Origin of the sequence: Labilibaculum euxinicum, from assembly GCF_009795715.1 — a bacterium.
Taxonomy (GTDB): Bacteria; Bacteroidota; Bacteroidia; order Bacteroidales; family Marinifilaceae; genus Labilibaculum; species Labilibaculum euxinus.
In genome coordinates this window covers 1-21,177 of sequence record NZ_WTCR01000019.1, presented here as the reverse complement: position 1 = coordinate 21,177, position 21,177 = coordinate 1, and the positions used below count along the sequence as shown (strand labels likewise).

The 21,177-nt window shown below is 37.2% G+C and carries 14 protein-coding genes and 1 tRNA gene; 10 read left to right on the top strand and 5 right to left on the bottom strand.

The window, feature by feature from the left end:
• Nucleotides 1–58 precede the first annotated feature (58 nt).
• From GQR60_RS18890 to GQR60_RS18855, 8 genes are all read left to right on the top strand, one after another.
• Nucleotides 59–3,349 carry a SusC/RagA family TonB-linked outer membrane protein gene (locus tag GQR60_RS18890; RefSeq protein WP_124994436.1) on the top strand — a complete coding sequence of 1,097 codons (3,291 nt, stop codon included), beginning with the start codon at nt 59–61 and terminating at the stop codon, nt 3,347–3,349.
• Nucleotides 3,350–3,389: 40 nt separating this feature from the next.
• Nucleotides 3,390–5,519: a RagB/SusD family nutrient uptake outer membrane protein gene (locus GQR60_RS18885; RefSeq protein WP_124994435.1), complete on the top strand. Its 2,130-nt coding sequence runs from the start codon at nt 3,390–3,392 to the stop codon at nt 5,517–5,519.
• Between the two features lie 230 nt (nt 5,520–5,749).
• Nucleotides 5,750–6,427, top strand: a complete 678-nt coding sequence (locus GQR60_RS18880) for a LamG-like jellyroll fold domain-containing protein (protein ID WP_124994434.1) — start codon at nt 5,750–5,752, stop codon at nt 6,425–6,427.
• 26 nt (nt 6,428–6,453) lie between these two features.
• Complete coding sequence (locus GQR60_RS18875) at nt 6,454–8,046, top strand: pectate lyase (protein WP_124994433.1); 1,593 nt, start codon at nt 6,454–6,456, stop codon at nt 8,044–8,046.
• Between the two features lie 137 nt (nt 8,047–8,183).
• The gene (locus tag GQR60_RS18870) at nt 8,184–9,821 is read left to right on the top strand and encodes a glycoside hydrolase family 43 protein (protein ID WP_124994432.1); all 1,638 of its coding nucleotides are present in this window, start codon (nt 8,184–8,186) and stop codon (nt 9,819–9,821) included.
• A gap of 144 nt (nt 9,822–9,965) precedes the next feature.
• The gene (locus GQR60_RS18865) at nt 9,966–10,340 is read left to right on the top strand and encodes a cupin domain-containing protein (protein WP_124994431.1); all 375 of its coding nucleotides are present in this window, start codon (nt 9,966–9,968) and stop codon (nt 10,338–10,340) included.
• Nucleotides 10,341–10,433: 93 nt separating this feature from the next.
• A complete protein-coding gene (locus GQR60_RS18860; protein WP_160463524.1) occupies nt 10,434–11,420 on the top strand; it encodes an alpha/beta hydrolase in 987 nt (328 codons plus the stop codon).
• 33 nt (nt 11,421–11,453) lie between these two features.
• Nucleotides 11,454–12,668 carry a pectinesterase family protein gene (locus GQR60_RS18855; RefSeq protein ID WP_124994429.1) on the top strand — a complete coding sequence of 405 codons (1,215 nt, stop codon included), beginning with the start codon at nt 11,454–11,456 and terminating at the stop codon, nt 12,666–12,668.
• 128 nt (nt 12,669–12,796) lie between these two features.
• On the opposite strand, the gene GQR60_RS18850 is transcribed toward GQR60_RS18855, so the two are convergent.
• Both GQR60_RS18850 and GQR60_RS18845 read right to left on the bottom strand, forming a co-directional pair.
• The gene (locus tag GQR60_RS18850; protein ID WP_124994428.1) at nt 12,797–14,434 is read right to left on the bottom strand and encodes a UxaA family hydrolase; all 1,638 of its coding nucleotides are present in this window, start codon (nt 14,432–14,434) and stop codon (nt 12,797–12,799) included.
• 5 nt (nt 14,435–14,439) lie between these two features.
• Nucleotides 14,440–15,861, bottom strand: a complete 1,422-nt coding sequence (locus tag GQR60_RS18845) for a tagaturonate reductase (RefSeq protein ID WP_124994427.1) — start codon at nt 15,859–15,861, stop codon at nt 14,440–14,442.
• A 183-nt stretch (nt 15,862–16,044) separates the two neighbouring features.
• Here GQR60_RS18845 and GQR60_RS18840 point away from each other — a divergent pair, with 183 nt between their 5' ends.
• Nucleotides 16,045–17,079 (top strand): LacI family DNA-binding transcriptional regulator, encoded by a 1,035-nt coding sequence (locus GQR60_RS18840; RefSeq protein WP_124994426.1) that lies wholly within the window; start codon nt 16,045–16,047, stop codon nt 17,077–17,079.
• 146 nt (nt 17,080–17,225) lie between these two features.
• Here the strand turns inward: GQR60_RS18840 and GQR60_RS18835 are convergent, their stop codons facing one another.
• Entirely contained in the window at nt 17,226–17,768 is a 543-nt protein-coding gene (locus GQR60_RS18835; protein WP_124994425.1) for a DUF2867 domain-containing protein, read from the bottom strand.
• Nucleotides 17,769–18,627: 859 nt separating this feature from the next.
• Here GQR60_RS18835 and GQR60_RS18830 point away from each other — a divergent pair.
• Nucleotides 18,628–19,371 (top strand): DUF6261 family protein, encoded by a 744-nt coding sequence (locus tag GQR60_RS18830; RefSeq protein WP_124994424.1) that lies wholly within the window; start codon nt 18,628–18,630, stop codon nt 19,369–19,371.
• A gap of 417 nt (nt 19,372–19,788) precedes the next feature.
• On the opposite strand, the gene GQR60_RS18825 is transcribed toward GQR60_RS18830, so the two are convergent.
• Nucleotides 19,789–20,811 (bottom strand): serine protease family protein, encoded by a 1,023-nt coding sequence (locus tag GQR60_RS18825; protein WP_124994423.1) that lies wholly within the window; start codon nt 20,809–20,811, stop codon nt 19,789–19,791.
• Between the two features lie 240 nt (nt 20,812–21,051).
• Nucleotides 21,052–21,124, bottom strand: a tRNA-Lys gene (locus tag GQR60_RS18820).
• Between the last annotated feature and the right edge of the window lie 53 nt (nt 21,125–21,177).

The following is a 21,177-nucleotide window of genomic DNA, read 5'->3' as shown; positions in this document are numbered from 1 at the left end:
TTCTAATCTTAATCAAATATATTAAAGTGTATTCTAATTTTTTACTAAACTTATCTAAATGAAGAAAAATCTGAATAAAATTAGCAAACTTTTTATGCTGGGCTTTTTTGTACTGCTGTTTTGCAGTCTTGATAGCTATGGACAAAAAGTAACAGGAAAGGTTACTGATGGAACAAATTTTCCATTGCCAGGAGTAACAGTTACGGTAAAAGGCAACCAAAGCCTTGGTACAATTACTGGTATTGATGGAATTTATTCAATAGAATTACCAAATGCTCAATCAGATGTACTTGTAGTTTCTTTTATCGGAATGGAGACACAAGAAATATCAGTATCCGGGAGATCTGAAATTAATGTAGTGATGCAGGAAGCATTTACTCAATTGGAAGAAATTGTGGCTATTGGTTATGGGGTTGTTAAAAAGAAAGATCTTACGGGGGCTGTAGCTTCGGTTAAAGGTGAAGATTTAGCAGCTATTTCAGTGCCAGATGTTGCTCAGGCATTACAAGGCCGTTTGTTGGGAGTAAATGTGGTTAGTCAGGATGGACGTCCTGGTGCTGACGTATCTATCAAAATTCGTGGAGGAGGTTCTATTACTCAATCCAACGATCCTCTATTTGTTGTTGATGGTTTTCCAGTAAGTTCTATTTCGGAAATTCCTGCAGATCAAATTGAATCTATTGATGTGTTAAAGGACGCATCTTCAACAGCAATTTATGGTGCCCGTGGAGCAAATGGTGTTATTCTGGTTACTACAAAAAAAGGTAAAGCAGGAAAGCTTCAAGTAACTTATAGCGGGTACACACAGGTTAAAAGTGTAGCAAAATCACTTGAAACTTTATCTGCACAGGAATATGTGAATCATACTTGGGCTTATGCTACTGCTTACGGCGCCAGTAATGGAAGTGGAATAGCTGAATATTTTGGATTAGGAAGTGCCAATGGTAATCATTATGCTGATTACGCCAATGTAAAGGCTCATAACTACACCGATGATGCATTACGTACTGCATTTACTCAAAGCCATACTATTAGTTTGTCTGGCGGAACTGAAAAAACAAAAGTATTTGCTTCTGTTGGATATTTAAATGATGAAGGTATCAAGATTAATTCAGGTTATGAGCGTTCAAATGCTTCTTTCAAAATTGATCAGGAATTAGCTGAAAATTTAAAAGTAGATTTTGATCTTCGTTATTCAGAATCAGAATTAAGTGGAAAAGAAGGCAATACCAATGGTAGAGGGTCTCTAATTTCTTCAGCTTACTGGTTTCGTCCAATTGACAATCCATTAGGTGGTGTTGATTATACCGATGTTTCTTCCAGTTTTGGTAATGGTGATGCAAACATCGACGAAAGTAGTAATCCTATTGGGTTAATTAATGATATTACAAATATTACAAAATCACAAAACTTACGTGGGTTTGCTGGATTAACATGGGAGATCATAAAAGGACTTAAAGCTCGTAGTGAGGTAGGATTTACCAGAGTTAATGATGAAAGTAATTACTACGAAGATGGATTGACCAATGGATATAAAACTGCAACCATAAAAAGAAAGGGCGCGGAAAGTTTTCGTTCAGTTACAACTCTGAATTATGAATTTAATTTAGGAGAATCAAATAAATTATCTTTTTTGTTGGGTAATGAAATTTTGAAATCGAAATCTACTACTTTAGAAGTTAAAGGTAAGGGATATCCTGAAAACTTTGATTATAAGACAACAACAGGTTTAATTCAAACAGGAGAGACTTTAACTCCACTAAACACGGTTGGAACTCCTTCACATTCATTGTCTTTCTTTGGTCGTGCAAACTACTCATTAAAAGATAGATATCTTTTTACAGCTACGGTTCGTGCTGACGGTTCATCTAAATTTGCGTCAAACAATCGATGGGGATATTTCCCGGCAGTAGCTGCAGCATGGCGTATCTCTGATGAGCCTATGTTGGAAAGCACAAGGGATTGGTTAGATAACCTTAAATTAAGAGTATCTTATGGTGCTTCGGGCAGCGATAATATCAGCTCTTCATTATGGAAAGAAACATGGGAAAGTGGAAGTAGCAGTGATATTCATTATCCTATTAACGGTAGTATTGGATCTTATTACAAGCCATCAGGTCTTTATCCTAATCCTGACTTAAAATGGGAAACAACTGTTTCCAGAAACTTAGGTATAGACTATGGAATGTTCAACAACCGTATTTATGGGGTTGCTGAAGTTTATTGGAACACAACTAACGACTTATTAATGGCTGTTCCAGTTGACAATACAACAGGATATTCTTACCAGTACCAAAATTTTGGACAAACCTCAAATAAAGGGGTCGAGCTTTCTGTTGGAGTCGACATTATTCGTTCTGATGATTGGGATTTTGGAGTAAATCTTATCTACAACTACAATAAAAATAATATTGATAATCTTAAAAACACTGATCAATATCAATATGCTTCTAATTGGGCTTCTTCAGCGACTAAGCCTGCGTATGATTATGCACTTGTTGAAGGCAAATCAGTAGGAGTGATTCGTGGTTATGTAAGTGAAGGATTCTATAAGGTTGATGATTTTAACTATGCAAATGGTATTTATACACTAAAAGACGGAATTGCTGATTTTGATACAGGTTTTACAGGAAGTTATCCCAATCCGTTTAATGTTGCCGATGGTCAGAATGCTTTCCCAGGTGCTGTTAAATTGAAAGATGTAGATAAAAGTGGAACTGTTGATGCTGAGGATTATACAGAATTGGGAGAAGCAACACCAAAACATACAGGGTCGATTAACTTAAATTTGAGATATAAAAATTTTGATTTAGGTGCTAATATGAACTGGGTTTTGGGAGGAAAAATTTACAATGCTGCAGCTTTGGTAAGTAGTTATGGAAATAAAGATGCTAGTATTGGTGCGAACCGTTTAGCCTTTGTAAAAGACGCTTATAAAGTTTATGACGTTAATTCTTCTGGAGATTTGACAGCTGTAACCGATCCTGCGGCATTAAAAGCATTAAATGCAAATGCTAAATATGCTCTACCTTACAATGAGAATGGTGTAACCTATTCTACATTTGTTGAAGATGCATCTTATTTGCGTTTACAAACAGTAACATTGGGATATAATGTTCCAAAGTTGGCTTCTCAAAAAATAGGAATTGAAAGAATCCGTGTATACTTCACAGGTAATAATTTATTTACAATAACAGGTTATTCAGGAGTAGATCCAGAGGTGAATACAACTCCAAAGAGTGCAGGCAGCGCTTTTAGCAGTTTGAAAATATTCCCAACAACTAATATGGACTGGGGTGCATATCCTCGTGCAAAAACTTTCACTTTAGGAGTAAATGTTACTTTCTAACATGAGGAATATTATTGTTAATTTGATAATTAAATTAGGTATGAAAAAAATATTAATTATAGCAATTATTGGTGTATTCACCTTATCGCTTAATTCCTGCGAAGAATTTTTAGATACATCTTCTCCTTCGGTTGTAGATTCTGAATTTGTATTTTCAGGAGCTACTTCTGCAAAGGGAGCTTTACTGAATGCATACGAAAAATGGAGAGGTAATGCATATGTGCACTCTAATGGTCTTTTTTACGATCTTGCAGTTGTTGGTTCTGATGTTGAACATCATCCGGAAACATTTTCATCACAAACACGTCACGTTCCTGAATATTTCTATCCAGGAGGAACTTCAAGTTTTGACATTTCATTTACGGATAGTGAAAAAGCTTGGACAGCTCTTTATGGGATTGTGTCAGTAACGAACTCTTTGATTGAGGCGTTTGAAGGAACAAGTGATTTTGAGGCAATGATGAGTAGTGGAGAAGTGACTGAATTGTCGGATATATACGGACAAGCTGTTGCACTGAGAGCTACTGCATATTTTGAATTGTGTCGCTTTTATGGTGATGTACCTCACGTACTTTCTATAAGTGATACAGAGAACAAAGGTCTTGTTTCTCGTGATGAAATTTATGAATATCACATCAACCAATTGATGAAGGTAGAGCCTTATATGTACCGAGTTGGTGAGGGAGGAAATAATGCTGATGTAATGACCCGAACTTATGTACAGGGATTAATCGGACGTATGTGTCTTTATGCCGGAGGTTATGCTACCCGTCGTACTGATCTTGGAAGTGATTTTTATAAAAAATTGGATGGAAGTGCAATTTCATTTGAGACTATGGGAACTGAAAAGGATGGAGCAGTTTATTCCCGTCGTTCTGACTGGCAGGATTATTTCAATATTGCTAAAACATATCTGACTAAATGTGTAGAAAATTCTGGTTCTGCTTATTTAATTACAAGTGATCCACGTTCTGCCGGAGGAGCAGGACAAGAATTTGGGAATCCATTCCAATACGTATTTCAGATGATGATGACTGGTGAACAACTATCGAAAGAGTCTATTTATGAGATTCCGGAAGAGTATGGGCAACAAACAGAACGTCCTTATGCATTTGGTCGTCCTTCAAATGGTGGTGGTTCCAAAGCTTTCCCTTGTAAGAGTTATGGGCAGTCACGTTTCCAGGCACATTATTATTATGGTTCTTTCGATCCTAAGGATTTGAGACGTGATGTTACCGTTGCAGTAACCGCAAGTAAAGGAGATGGTACTGAAGTAATAATCGATTGGATTCCTGGTTCTAAGTCGCACGGAGGTATTGCTAATAATAAATGGGATGAAAATCGTATGAGCAATCCATATGTAGCGAAATCACGTAGATCGGGAATTAATTGCCCATACATGCGTGTATCAGATGTTATCTTGATGCTCGCTGAGGTTGAGGCTGCTTTAGGCAATGATGGTCCCGCGAGAACAGAATTAGAGAAAGTACACAATCGTGCATTTACATCACCTGCAGATGCCGATTTAAACGGTTTTATTGCAAAAGCGGGTAGTGTTTATGAAGCTGTTTTGGAAGAGCGTAAATTAGAATTTGGTGGTGAAGGAATGCGTCGTTATGATCTTATTCGTACTGGTAAATTACCTAAAGCAATAGTAGATAACAGAGAATTGATGACTACTATTATTAGTGGTTTAGAGGCTAATGGATATTATCAATTTGAGAATGGTAACCAAATACCAATGTATATTTGGACAAAAATGGTTGATGCAAAAGCAACTCATGGTTATCGTTTGACTACGCAATGTGTAGACGAAACAGATCCTGTATCGTTCCCAGGTTGGAGAGGACAATATGATAATTGGGAAAGTTTTGCAACTGAGATTGGCAAAACTGTTAATGGACCGGAAACTAACGTTGCGATCAAAGGATTGTTCAATTATATCGCTCCTGGAAGTGCAGAAGCATTGGCTCTTGAAGCTGATGGATATGTTCAAACAAACTGGGGTGCTGATATCGTAGCTAATGCTGCAGATTACTCAACTGATCTTTTTAAGGGTTATAGTGATGCTGACTTTAGTGCGGGTAATCCTCCAGTCTATCTAGTGCCATTGAATTCTACAATTTTAGAGAATTCAGGAATAAGCAATGGTTATGGATTTAATCAATAAGAATGCTTTAAATTCTTAATAAGAAATAGGATAATCCGTTGATTCGTTGACGGATTATCTTTGCTTTTTATCTCTGAATTTAGGTGAACGGTAACAAAACATGAAGCTAATCTCTGTTATTTAAATAGAGATTATAATATAAGTTCTCAAATTGGATAAATACTATTTATTACTTCCCTTTAAAAGGAATTTGAGATGAATTTTGTTGAGTCCAATAAAAAAACAGACAAATGAAGATTACTCCAATATTACTAGTCTTGTTTTTTATGTATTTCCCCTTCTCAGGGAATGGTCAAAACTCAGAAAAAAATTCCACAGTAAAATTTCATACAGAGTGGTTAGTGGCGGATTTACTGCAAAAGAACTCAAAACAAATAAAGATACTTGGTCAGCCAAAACTGGTTGATTCTCCTTATGGAAAAGCTGTTTCCTTTAATGGAAGTAGTGATGCTCTTATTTTACAGGAAATGCCTCTTAAATCGATGAAGGAATTTACCGTAGAAATGATTTTTTGTCCGGATATAAATGCATCTTTCGAACAGCGGATTCTTCATATTGGTGAGGTCTTAGGTAATAGAATGTTGCTGGAAATCCGTGCAGTTACGGATATCTGGTATTTCGATGGTTTTGCGGCTTCCGGAAATAACAAGAAAGCCTTAATTAACGAACAACTTACTCATCAGCTTGGACAATGGTATCATGTTGCATTAGTTGTGAGACCTAATAGCTTGACAACTTTTGTTAACGGAAAACAGGAATTGTCCGAGTCGTTTTCTTATCAGCCAATTAAGACAGGGAGTTGTTCCATAGGTGTTTGCCTGAACAAAAAGTCTTGGTTTAAAGGAATGATTTACAAAATCAGAATAGTATCTAAACAACTCAAGCCCGATGATTTTATGACTTATTAGTTAACTCTGCTAAGAATATAAATACCATGAAACCTACTAAATATTTAATTTTACTTCTTTTATTTCTTGCTTTTGGATTGAAGTTAAAAGCTCAATCTGAAATTACAAAGGAACAAATTTGTGAAACAATGCTGAAAGCCACTCAATTTATGGTTGAAGAGGTGAGTACTAATGGAGGCTATGTTTGGTATTATTTGCCTGATTTATCTCGTCGATGGGGCGAAATGGAAGCTTATAAAACCATGATTTGGCTTCAACATCCTGGAACAATTAGCATTGGACACTTATTTTTAGAAGCTTATAGAACCACGAAAAACGAATATTATTATCAAGCTGCGCAAAAAGTTGCAACAGCTATTATTTGGGGGCAAAGTAACGAAGGTGGCTGGAATTATATGATCGATTTTGCCGGAGACCGCTCTTTAAAGAAATGGTATAATACTATTGGTAAAAATGGGTGGAGACTTGAAGAATTCCAGCATTATTACGGCAATTCTACTTTCGACGATGATATTACATCTGATGCAGCAAGGTTTTTACTAAGAATCTATCTCGAGAAATTAGATCCGGTTTATAAACCTTCTCTTGACAAAGCAATTGGCTTTATCTTAAAAAGTCAGTATGCATCAGGTGGCTGGCCACAGCGTTATCCGTTAAAATATGATTTCAATAAACAAGGTCATCCTGATTATAGTTCGTTTTACACATTTAATGACGATGTAATTTGGGAAAACGTTCATTTTTTGATTCAAAGCTATCTGACTTTGGGGGAAGAACGGTTTTTGGAACCGATTCGCCGGGGTATGGATTTTTATCTGATTTCTCAGGATGCTTGCGGAGCTTGGGGACAGCAGCTTAATTTGAATATGGAAACAGAAGGTGCCCGAACTTATGAGCCCGCAGCTTTTTTGCCATCTACAACATGCAAAAATGCAATGCTTCTACTGAAATTTTATCAATATACGGGAGATAAAAAATTTATTTCCCGAGTTCCTGATGCAATTCGTTGGTTGGACAGTACACGACTTCCCGAAAATCAGATAGAAGGGGCTCGTTCTCATCCAACTTTTATTGAAGTAGGAACCAACAAGCCCATATATGTGCATCGGAAAGGGGCGAATGTGAAATTTGGAATGTATTATGTCGATAGTGATGATAAAAAGTTATTGGCTCATTACTACGGCAAGTGCCGTATTCAGCTTGAGGAGCTGAAGTTTAAATACAAAATGCTTAATGAGCTTGACTTAGATAAGGTGACAAAAGATTCGCCTCTAAAGGAAGCATGTTTCAAGGAAAGTGATACACCTCAACGATTTTACGACCTAAACCGTAATGTATTTACTGGTATTGCTTCGGAAGCTGAGGTAAAAGATATTATTGCATCTCTCGATCAGCAGGGCAGGTGGTTGGTGAAACATGCTTTTATTAGCCATCCTTACATTGGGGATGATCAGAATCAGAATCAAAGTGATGAGTATTCAACAACTCGTGTTGGTGATGAAACAGATACGTCTACTTATCCTGATCTTTCTGATAAATATTATATCTCAACTAAAGAGTACATCCAGAATATGAATGTTCTGATTAGTTACTTAAAATCGAATCAGTCTCGAAAATAGAGCTGTATATAAACAACAGACAGGAAAAGTTGCTTTATCAGCACTTATGATAATTATCATTTCAACAGATTTGGGGCACTGAGAAAGGTCTGTATACATTAAATAAAAAGGAATAGAAACTAAAAAGGTATTGAAAAATGAAAAGCAAATTAATCTGTGTCCTTGCAGCTGTTTATTTGTTGGTTTCGGCTTGTTCCGAGCCAACCACAGCTCCTGATTATAGTGGAGTTCAAGTAACACTCAAAAGTGCCGATAATGGAGATGGCACCTATACCAATCCAATTATTCAGGCTGATTACTCCGATCCTGATGCCATTAGAGTGGGGGATGATTTTTTCATGACAGCTTCTAGTTTTGGATGTGCACCAGGTTTACCCATTCTTCATTCCCGCGATTTGGTAAATTGGCAGCTGATTGCTTATGCTTCACCCAAAGTAATGCCCGAAGCTCATTATAATAAAATACAACATGGTAATGGCATATGGGCTCCATCTTTACGTTACCACAATGGAATATTTTACATCTTTTACGGCGATCCCGATTTTGGAATTTTTATGTTGAAATCTGAAAAAGCAGAAGGTCCGTGGAGTGAACCACTCTTAATTAAGGAAGCTAAAGGATGGATAGATTCCTGCCCGTTTTGGGATGAAGACGGACAAGCCTATTTGGTACATGGCTACGCTGGTTCAAGAGCAGGTATTAAAAGTATTTTAGCGGTTAACCGAATGAAACCTGACGGAACTGCATTGTTGGACGATGGCATTTTGGTTTTCGATGGTCATGATGGAAATGGAACTGTTGAGGGGCCTAAATTCTATAAAAAGAATGGATACTACTATATTTTTGCTCCCGCAGGTGGAGTTTCTACAGGCTGGCAATTGGTACTTCGTTCTAAAAATATTACAGGACCATATGAGTCGAAAGTGGTTATGAGTCAAGGCAAAACAGAAATCAACGGACCTCATCAGGGAGCTTGGGTTAGTTTGGCCGGTGGTGAAGATTGGTTCCTTCATTTTCAGGATCAGGAAGCTTACGGACGTGTTGTGCATTTGCAGCCAATGAATTGGAAGGACAATTGGCCCGTGATTGGTCATGATGCTGATGGCGACGGAACAGGAGAGCCTGTAATTACATATCGTAAGCCTGTTGTTAAACAGACAGAGATGATTTCTCCTGAAAGTATGGATGATGAATTTAATGGGGATGCACCTTCTTTGTTATGGCAATGGCATGCCAATCCTGCTCTCGATTGGGGAAAAAGCTTTCCAGGGAAAGGTGTTTTCAGAATGTATTGTCAGTCGTCTGCTGAAGGATCTGTTAATTTATGGGATGTACCTTCATTGTTTCTTCAGAAATGGCCGGCTGTTTCTTTTGAAGCTGTCGCAAAAGTGAAATTGTCACTTTTAAATGATGGCGAAAGATTCGGATTGATAATAATGGGACAGGATTATGCGTCAGTAGTAGTAGAAAATAAAAATGGAGAATTGGTTTTGAATGAGATTACTTGTTTGAATGCACGCAAAGGATCAGAGGAGAATTATGCAGGTGATTTTCAGCCCGTGTCTTCCGATTTGTTTTTGAAAGTTAAAGTTGAGGAGGGGGGAATTTGTCATTTTTCATATTCCGAAAATGGATTGGATTTCAAATCGGTTGGTTTACCTTTCACAGCCAATACAGGAAGATGGATTGGTAGTAAAATTGGTTTCTTTGCTCAAAGAAAGAATAAAATAAATGATTCAGGTTTTGTAGATATTGATCGGTTTACCATGAATTAGTGTTTAACTTTATTGACTGGTATTTATAAAATTAAATCATTAAAAAAAGATATGAAACGTCCATGACAGGCAATTGTGACCGAAGGGGAATGATTATTTGTTTATGGTAAGTTCCATATGGCAAACACATAAAATTATAATCATATGAAACGTAATAGTGAGAAGTTTATTTTGACAGAAGAATTAGAATGGGAAGATTTAGGAGCTGGTGTTTCCCGTCAGTTTTTAGGTTACGACAATCAAATTATGATGGTGAAAGTGAAATTTGAAAAAGGAGCTGTTGGCGCTTCTCATCAGCATTTCCATACACAAACAACCTGTTGCGCAAGTGGTCAGTTTGAATTTACTGTTGGTGGTGAGAAAAAAGTGATTGGCGTAGGTGACGGCGTATATATTGAGCCAAATATGTTACATGGTGCTGTTTGTTTGGAACCTGGAGTATTAATAGATGTATTCAGTCCGGTTCGGGAAGATTTTCTAACAGGCAGCGGTGTTTCTTATTTAGGAGGCAAAAAGTAATATTCAAAATGCAGAAATCTTATCACTGAATTTAAAGATAGGATATCCTGAATTTGTTTAATGCCCTTTAATTTTTGATCGAAAATGACAAGAATGTTAAAATATAAAATAGCACCGCTTCTTTTTTTACTGCTCCCAATATTGGGTTGGGGGCAAAATGAATTTCCTAAGGACACTTCGTTTTCGGTATATTCTGCAGGGAAAAAAATAGAGAAAGATTTTCCACAAGCTTCACCGGTTAAAGAAATTGTTTCCAGTGAGTTTCTATCATTACCAAATCAAGTTTACCGGATAAGACCAAACAGAAAGCTGCGCATGGATGTTTTTCTTCCGAACAGAGAAGGTGGGCAGAAACGTGCAGTTGTTATGATGATTCATGGTGGTGGTTGGCGATCGGGCAATAAGTCGCATTTGATTCCAATGGCGCAGCAGTTGGCAGTAGATGGTTATGTAACAGCCTCGGTTGAGTATCGTTTGTCAATTGAAGCGATATACCCGGCCGCTATTTATGACTTGAAGGAGGCCATTCGGTTTTTAAAACACAATAGTGATTTATATGGTATCGACACAACGAAAATAGCGGTATTGGGTTGTTCATCGGGAGCCACGCTTGCAAGTTTTATGGCTGCTACAGCAGGAATCAAGAAGTTTGACGATCCTGAATCGGTTTATTCGAACTACTCGTCAAGAGTACAGGCCTTGGTGAATGTAGATGGTGTTGTTGACTATACTGACCCAAATGAAAGCCGAAAAATAACTAATCCCAATAAGCCATCGGCAGCAAGTCTGTTTTTTGGAGTTACTTACCAGGAAAATCCGAAACTATGGGAGGAAGCATCTCCAATTAATTACGTGGATGAAAATATGCCTGCAACTCTGTACATAAACAGTGCTTTGCCACGTTTTCATGCCGGAAGAGATTCTTTGTTTCATATCCTCGATAGGAATAAAACGTATCACGAAGTACATACAATTGAAAAAACACCTCATCCTTTTTGGCTTTTTCATCCATGGTTCGAAGAAACGCATGGCTGCATTCTTAATTTTCTTAACACTGTTTTTAGGTGCGATAGAAGCTAGTGACAAATTTATAAATGATTTAAAATAGAATAAATGAAATATATCTGGATCATTGCATGGTTGACAGTTTTTACAAACTGCGCTATTGCAGACAATAAGGGTGATATTGTTGTTGCCGCTGATGGAACCGGAGATTACATCTCTCTGACAGAGGCAATTGATCATTTGCCATTTTACAATTATCAGCGTTTGGTAATTTTTGTAAAAAATGGTGTGTACAATGAGAAGATAAGAATCAAACAGGATTACCTGACCATTCGCGGAGAAAGCCGTGACAGTACAATTATACAATATGCTCAACTACGGGAAGATTGGCAAAAGAACAGAGATTACATTGGCCCTGCGGTTATCAACATCCATGCTGATGACATTATTTTAGATAATCTCACCATAAAAAACACTCAACCCAGGTTGGGGCCTCATGCGTTTACCATTTATGGTACAGGAACACGCACGATTATAACAAATTGCAATGTAACCAGCAATGGTGGCGATACTGTTTCTCTATGGAATTATAAGGAAGGAATGTATTATCACGACAACTGCTGTTTTGAAGGAGGTGTTGATTTTGTTTGTCCCCGGGGATGGTGTTATATTTCCAACTCAAGTTTTAAAGAGTTGATGAATACCGCAGCCGTGTGGCATGCTGCAACTACAAATAAAAATCAAAAAATGGTATTGAGCCATTGTGAATTTATGGGAGTGGATAGCTTCTATTTAGCCCGTCATCATTACGATGCGCAGTTCTATTTTTTGAATTGTATTTTTCCTTCAGAAATGAGAGATAAATCGATTGTTCATGTTTTTTATCCGGATAAACCAGAGAAAAGCAGACCTTACTTGTACGGGGACAGATACAATTTTTACAATTGTAATCGTAAAAAAGGTAATTATTTATGGTTCGCCAATAATATTGATTCCAGCTTTGCAGCTAAAATATCTCCGGAATGGACATTCGATCAAAAATGGAATCCTGAAGATACTTCTTCTATTAAAGTGGTTAAAGCGGAATATGAAAACCAATCTCTTTTTTTATGGTTTGATGAAATTGTAATGCCGGTCGGCGATTTAAAAATCCAGACAAAAAGCGGTAAAGTTTTCTCCTATTTTAATGGAGTGGGACGGGAACGTTTCGAATTTAAAGGAGAAAATACTTTAACTGAGGAAGAATTACAACAGGAGTTTGAGTTGGTAAGTGGAACGATTCAAAGCATCAAAGCAACAGTAAAGCCCCGAACATTTAAATAATACAATTTAGTTTAGTCGTTGTAAATGAAAAACCCGATTGTTCATGCAAAATGCATAAGCAACCGGGTTTTATTGTGGTATCGTAAAATTATTACGGGTTTATAATAAATGATTTAAGCTGGTAAATCTTACAAAGACACACCTCTTTTCCAGGGAATAAAATCTTCCTGATTCAATTGATCTGCTTTGCATTCAATTTCTCCGCTGGCAACTTTTATAATATGCTCCAATATGCTTTCTCCCAATTCGTCTAAAGTTTGAGTACCATCAATAACAACACCAGCGTTGATATCGATAATGTCCGACATTTTTTTCGATAGCTCAGTATTCGAAGAAACTTTTAGCACAGGAGCAACTGGATTACCTGTAGGTGTTCCTAAACCTGTAGTAAACAAAACTACATTGGCACCAGATCCAACCAATCCGGTTGTCGATTCAACATCGTTACCTGGTGTGCACAGCAAACTAAGACCATCATGTTTTACGTATTCGGTATAGTCCAGCACATCATTAATAGGAGAGGAACCTCCCTTTTTTGAAGCACCAGCCGATTTCATCGCATCAGTAATCAGGCCGTCTTTTATATTGCCAGGCGAAGGATTCATATCAAAACCAGATCCTGCATCAATTGCTGCTTGTGCATAAGCACGCATGATTTTTAGGAATTTATCAGCGTGCTCAGGATTTCCGGTTCTGCTCATCAATTCTTGCTCAACGCCGCATAATTCAGGAAACTCCGATAGAATTGCCTTACCGCCTAGGGCAGTAATTAAATCAGCAACCCGTCCCAAGGCAGGATTGGCCGAGATACCAGAAAATCCATCAGATCCACCGCATTCCAAACCAATGGTTAGTTTTGAAAGAGGTGCAGGTTTGCGTTCAATTTTATTGGCTTCAACCAAACCTTTAAAGGTTTCCTTAATGGCTTTTTCAAGCATTACGGCTTCATTGCCAATTGTTTGCTGATCAAAAATTAAAATCGGTTTGTCCAGGTTCGGATCCAGATTTTTAATAGCCTCTTGTAAAATGCTTATTTGTGCATTCTGACAACCCAAACTCAATACGGTAGCTCCCGCTACATTCGGATTTTTTAAATAACCAGCCAATAATCTACACAAGCTATCGCTGTCCTCACGGGTACCACCACAGCCACCTTCATGGGTGATGAATTTGATGTTTATCTGATCGAAAACCTGTTTTTGATCAACATCTTCTTCTTTAGCCAACGACAATCCTTCGAAAGAAACACCGGATTGATAACCGGCAGCCATATCCTGAACTAAATTTTCGTATGGATTGGTCTTTTTCTTACCCAAAACTTTTTCAAAAGCTTTTTTCAGGGTTAAAACATTTCTGTTTTCGCAAAATACCAAAGGCAAAACCAACCAGTTATTGGCCGTGCCAACTTGTCCGTCAGCCCGGTGATAACCCATGAAAGTCTTATCTTTGAATCGCTCAACATTTGGAGCGGTCCAATGAAACTCGTTTGTTTTATTTGGATCGTATTCGGTTGCCTTGTGTTCTGTATTATTTACGGTAATTGCTTCGCCGCTATTGATTGCTTTGCTTGCTGTACCTACAACCAAACCGTACATAAACATTTCATCGCCAACAGCAAGATCATTAATCGAAAACTTGTGTTTCGCCTTAATATCTTCCTGTAAAGTGATATTGATATCATTAACACAAATAACCTCACCTTTTGCAAGGTTTGTAAGAGCAACGGCAAGATTGTCGCTGCTGTTTATCGTGATTGCTTTATTCATGATTGTTAAAATTTAAAGTTGCTGATTGCTGCATCTTTATTCAATTTTTCCAACTGACTGGTCATCATTTCTGTTAAACCGTTAATTTGATTTAAATCAGTATCCCAGAATGAAACTTCGCCCAATACTTTACGGATGATAGCTTCCGGTGTTTCAGCTGTGGCTGAAAGAGTAGAGAAGAAGGCAATTACTTCATCATTGTCTTGAATGGTAAATGATTCAGATAGATACAGTTTAATTAAGTAGGTAAATGCCAAAACCAATCCTTCAGGCAACTTGTTGTTTGTTTTTAAAGAGTCAAGCAGCGAAGGCAATACACGTACTTTGTATTTTGATATTGAGTTGAGAGCGATAGATTTTAATTCATGATGAATGTATGGATTCATGAATCGTTCCAAAACCTCTGTTGCATACAATTCCAATTCGGCTTTTGGCAGATTTATAGTTGGTGCAATTTCATTGAAAATGATGTGACGAACAAATTCACCTACATTATCGCTTTCAACCGATTCGCGAACTGTTTCAATACCGTTTAGTAAAGCAACAGGAACCATTGATGTGTGTGCACCATTCAGAATACGAACTTTTCGGGTGCGGTAAGGCGATAAATCTTTTGTGTAGATTACGTTCAAGCCACATTTGTCAGCAGGAAAAGCTTTTTGAATTTCTTCGCATCCTTCAATTACCCACAAGTGGAAAATTTCAGAGGATACTACTAAATTGTCATCAAAACCGATTGATTTTTTAATTTCGTCAATTTCGTCTTTTGGATATCCTGGAACAATACGGTCTACCAAAGTATTTGCAAAATAATTGGATTTGTCAACCCATTGAGTAAACTCTTCCGATAAATCCCATAATTTGGCATAGTCTAAAATCGCTTTTTTAAGCTTCTCGCCATTTTTGTCGATCAATTCAACAGGAATAAATTTCAATCCTTTTGCAGCATCACCATTAAAATGATTAAATCGACTCAAAAGAAGCTGTGTTAATTTTCCAGGATAGGTAGCAGCAAGTTCACCATCTTTAGGACAGTCGTCCGCTTTAAAAACAATACCAGCTTCGGTTGTGTTCGAAATCACCAATTCCAGTTCATTCAGAATTGCCAAATCATCGTATTCTTTCTTTTGTTCGAATGGGTTGATTGCTTTTTGTACACAGGAGATCAGTCTGGTTTCGCTGATTGCTTTTCCGTCTTTTAGTCCGCGGTAAATATGATGATATAGATTATCTTGTTTTCTTAGAAGATCAGTCATACCAAATTCAATTGGTTGAACAATAGCCACACCCGAATTGTAATTGTGTTCTTTATTCATGATGTCAATCATCCAATCAACAAAGGCTCTCAAAAAATTTCCTTCTCCAAATTGAAGAATTTTAATCGGTAATTCTTGTGATGGTACTGTTTCTCTATTTAACTGTCTCATAACTTAATTTTTAAAAATAAATGTGAAGAAATTGCGATTCAATTTATTTGCGGTAACGTTACCGCAGATTTTCTGAAAAAAACCTTTACTAATAAAGGATATATTTTGCGTGTACGTTAACACTTTGTGACAAATATAGTAAATTGTGCCTACATTTGCATAATAAACAGAAGTTTTTTTCAGATGGTGAATCGAATTACAATAAAAGAAATAGCCCGAAAGGCAGATGTATCAATTGGTACTGTCGATAGAGTTTTGCACAATAGGGGACGTGTTGCAGAAGCAACCCGCGATAAAGTGCTCAAAATTGCCAAAGAAGGGAATTATTCCTCCAATGTAATGGCGCGTCATTTAAAGCTAAATAAGACCTATCGGATTTCGGTAATCTTGCCCGAGGAAAACAATTATTGGCTGATGCTTAAAGAGGGCATTGAAGAAGGCTGCGAAGAATTTGGTCAAATGGGTTTTACAGCCGGTTATTGTTTTGTGGCCAACGATGGTTCTCAGGCAATGCAGCTGAATCAGATATTGGATTCCGATGCAGATGGTTTTATTATTGCACCGTCAGCATTTCATCAGCAAACCGATTTATTAAGCAAATTAAGAGAAAAAGGAAAACCATATGTGTTTGTCGATTCAAATATAATTGATGCAGGACAGCTTACTTTTATTGGTCAGGATTCCTACCGAAGCGGCGTTTTGGGAGCTTGCCTGCTGCACGATAAATACTTGTCGGATTATGAGATTTACATCACCACCTTCAGCGAATCGGACATTAAAGAGCAAATCATTAAAAATAGAATAGAAGGCTTTCGAAGTTATTTCGACGAAAATCAGATCAGTCATGTAAATATTCATGAAGTAAACCTCGAAAAAGATCAGATTACTGCCGATGATTTCTTGAATGTACTCTTGAAACATGAAAATCCGGTTCATCTCTTTATTCCCAATTCAAAAACCTATAAGCTGGCCGAGCAGTTGATTCAGTTCAAAGAAACAAATCAATTGCGGGTTGTAGGTTACGATTTACTGCAATCAAATTTACGATTGCTAAATAGTGGAACTATCGATTATCTGATTCATCAAAAGCCTAAAGTGCAAGGCTATTTAGGCATGCAGTCTTTGTACAAAAACATTGTTTTAAAAACAGATGTTCCTTTGCATCAGTATATGCCGTTGGATATTATTAACAAAGAGAATGTAATGTATTGTCAGTAGAGAAGTTACGGGTAGTGTTTTTATGGTATTGGTATTCTTGATAACTATAGTCGCCTGCAATAAACACAAAGGCTTAAAGCTCTCATTTTATTTTTGAAATACTATAGGAATGTGCAACGGTTGCCAGTGTTGGAGATGGTTTTTAATCATTTTTCCTTTTCTATCTTCCGAATCATTTTTTTCAACGTTCTTTTTACAATAAGTTGATGAAATGGCTTGACTGGGAAAAAATAAAGTCGGCCGAATAGATTTTTAAATTCAACTCCGGTTGTTAATGTAATCCTCTGTTTTATAGTACCATCATTTATATTCTCAAGCAATAACGAAAATCGAAAGCTTAGGTGTTTATCATCCTCACCCATAATAAGTTCATTTTCAGTTCTGGTATAAAGTTTAAAAATATCGAGTTGCTCTCCCGGCTCAAATTGAAAACTATCTGTGTTCCTTTGTTCGGCAGTAAGCTGAGAAGCTGTTTTTAATCCGAACAGTCCTACTATCTTATCTCTGAAAGACATTAAGTTATCAGCCCATTTGGGACCGCTGGTGAAGAATAATTTTCCGATACTAATTATGTCATAATCCAATCCTCGATTCATATAATCACTTTGAAAACTATCAATATAGTGGAATAAGGTCTTGTTTTTATTCAGAATTGATTGATCGGGAATCTTTGTCTGTTTTTTGATCATTTATCTCTGTATTACACGGTTGTTTTTTGTAAGTTGTTATGTCCTGAAAGGACAAAATATAATAACGATGGATTAAAATCCATCGAATAAGCGATTCCATCGCAAAAGGAAAAGCCCTGCTTTTTGATGTTTTTGTAATCTTCAATCCAAATGTACAGACATTGCATGCTATGTCTTTACGATTCGCCAATGTAGCAATCTGTATTCAATTAACAAAACAATATAAGCACTGCTTTTTTGTGTGTGAAATGCTTGTGTTGTTTGCGCATTTATGCCTGTTTTATTTTTATTTGGCACACCTTAGCTTGTGGCATCTGTATTTTGTTTTTTTGTTTGACACAATTGTTCGGGAAATTGTATGCTTTTGTATTTGCTTTGTTACCTGCCGCTGTGTGAGATCTGTATTTCGAATCTTAAAAAGATACGATTGCTTCAGAAACGCATTAATTCTACCCGTAAAACGAATGTATTTCCCGGGAAATACCACCAACTTACTTTTGTTTGACTCCATTTCCGGGGCAATGCAAGCTTTTAGCGATTCGGAATACAGTATTGCTCCGGAAATTCAATCAAGTTAAATTGTTTTGAGTGCATTGTCCGGGAAATTGTATCTTTTTAAGATTCGAAATAGTGCATTTCTGCAGCTGTAGAAGCTAAAAAATAAATAAACTTATGAATTGTTATGGAAATAGTATCCTTTGCTCTGATTTTTGGGACAATACGATTTGTATGTGTCGGGTATTTTACATCATGAAGCTAAATAAAGTACATAGAAAATTTGTTTTAGTTAATTCGATTACTAATTTCAGTTCATCATAAAACAAAACAAAGGGTTATAAACAAACTAAAAATCAAAGAAATGATTGACAAAATTAGATTTTACCGAATGTATTTACAGGATTACCTGCTGTTGGGAACAAAAATTTTGGATATTCTTGGTAACGAGGATGAGGTGGCTTTGCAGTTGGGTGTTCCGGTAGCTAAAATAAGAGAAGCGTTAAATAAATTGAGAGAGGGACTAAAGATATTGAAAGCCAATTTACGTACCGAGGAGTTGGCTCGGTTGGATAACCGCCGTGATGATGCATGGATGTGCTTTTATCATTTGGTGCTGTCGCAGGTACGTTGTATGGATGATGAGGTTCGTGAACATGCTCATAAGCTGGAAGTACTGATTCACATGCCGGAAATGCGTATTCATAAAATGGGCTATCAGAAGCAAACAGCAAGTATGATTAACTTCTTTAACCGAGTTGATTCGAGTTCGGAGCTTACAGAGGCTTTGGTAAAAATGTCGGGAGAGCAACGCTATTCCGAAATAAAAATTACTCAGAATGCCTTTGTAACCAAAGAATCCGAAAGGCTGGACCAAGAAGCTGACAAGCCCAGTAAAGATGGTCTCGAATCGGCGAAAGAGCTGCGCAAATCTATCGAATATTTGGGGCAGTTTTTGTCGGTAATGTCGGAGCAGTCGGGGAAAGAAGATTACGCCAAAATTGCTGCTAAAATAAACGAAGTAGTGAGTGAGATTAATACAAGGGTATCGGCAAAGCTTACCCGCCTAAAAAGTGCAAAGGAAGAAGATGCTGTTATTGAAGAATAGTATCCGGTTAATCATCAGGAGGCTGTCTCAAATGAGATAGTCTCTTTTTAGTGATCCCAACCGGAAATATGTCGAATTTTTTGGCTGAAGATTATGAGGCTGTGATGAAGTTTATGAGATAGTGCTTTTATCAAGTTGTTTATCGTTCCTTTTTTCAGGAAAAGTAGTTTTACATATAACTGTTGCATATTTGCTCTGGAATCCCTTCCTATTTTAGGGCTCCGGTGATTTGAACAGTAAAAAAGTATTTCAGAATTTGTTGTTTCCTGAAGGAATCTACTATAACCGAGAATTTGACCTTGTTCGATTTCTTCCTCTATTTTTGGACGAAAAAAGCGGCAAGCAAAAGTTTCGGGAATATTGAGCCATGTTCCCCTATTGCAAGCCGCCTTCTTCGAAACGAAATAATACTTATTCTCAAATTTCCCCGCTAATAAATGGTCTTAATTTATCTTTATCGGTTTGAGATAATCCATTATAAAACCCGATCATTTTTGAACGAATATAAGATGCCCTCACGATCCGGATAATCTTAGGTGCATTTGCCGTATCACTGCCCCTAACCGCAATACCCAACAATTGTCCTTTTGAATTGAATGTCCCACCTCCGCTCATTCCGGCTAACGACCGGGCTTCAACAAAAAATTCGGCATCTTCGTTGTACGGAATATCACCTTCTGAATCTCCGGCAGCCTGTAATTCTTTAATTACTGCTTCTGCTTCCGAATTCGACAGTATATTTCCATAAGCAACACCTCCATTGGGGTAATTAACAACGTCCTGAGGGTAACCAACCACTATAGCTTTTTCTCCTGCATTTGGGACATTCCATGTTTGATCGGCTTTTGTCCGATTATCTGGATCATACATCTGCAACGGAACATCGGTTTGAACCAGCTCGGGGCTATGTGCCAATAAATCAGACATTATCTTTTGATTATCAACAATACCTAAGAAAAAATCCTCGGCAGGCAAAATAGTAGTATCTGTAGCTGATGAAGAAATATCAAAATGGATTAAGGGAAAATCGGCGATTAATGTATCGCCCAAATCCACTTTCCCACTTGACGGCGGAATTTGCGAAGAAGTAAAAATGCCATTGTCTTCAGATGTAATATCAAAATACGCTGCATTGTTCGAACTCCAGGAACTTAACCCAATAACATGATTAGCGGAGATATATAATCCCAAACCATAGTCATTCTTTCTACTCCAAATCGTTTTTGATCCATAATTTCGTTTCCCGATGCTTCCCCTTACTTTATTTAGCAGATCAATCAGCTCCCTGTCGTTTCCATTTAATACATCTTCTATTTTAGAGGGGTTTTCCGGGTTATTATTCGGAGATGGGTTTACATTATCATCTTTTGAACAAGCGTAAAAAAAGATAATTACACCTGCAACAAACAGGTGCTTTAATAATTTTGTCAGGATTACCATAATATTTTATTTTTTTGATTTGAGCTATCTTAGAGATGGTCGTTTCTGGAAAAGGTTGCTCAATTGTAGGCAAAAAAATGAAATCAGAATACAAAAAAACGCTAGCAATACGCCTAAGTTACTATCCTTCAAGACTCTTATGGGATCAATTCAAAAAGTAGGTGGTTCAAAAGGAATCAATAATGCCAAAAAAAAAGGTATGAAGACAAATCATACCTTTGTGAAGCCAAATTGACTAAGTGATCCCTCTGGGGTTCGAACCCAGGACCCCATCATTAAAAGTGATGTGCTCTACCAGCTGAGCTAAGGAATCATCCTTATTTTTTGAAGACTTTGGTTGTCTTTGTGATCCCTCTGGGGTTCGAA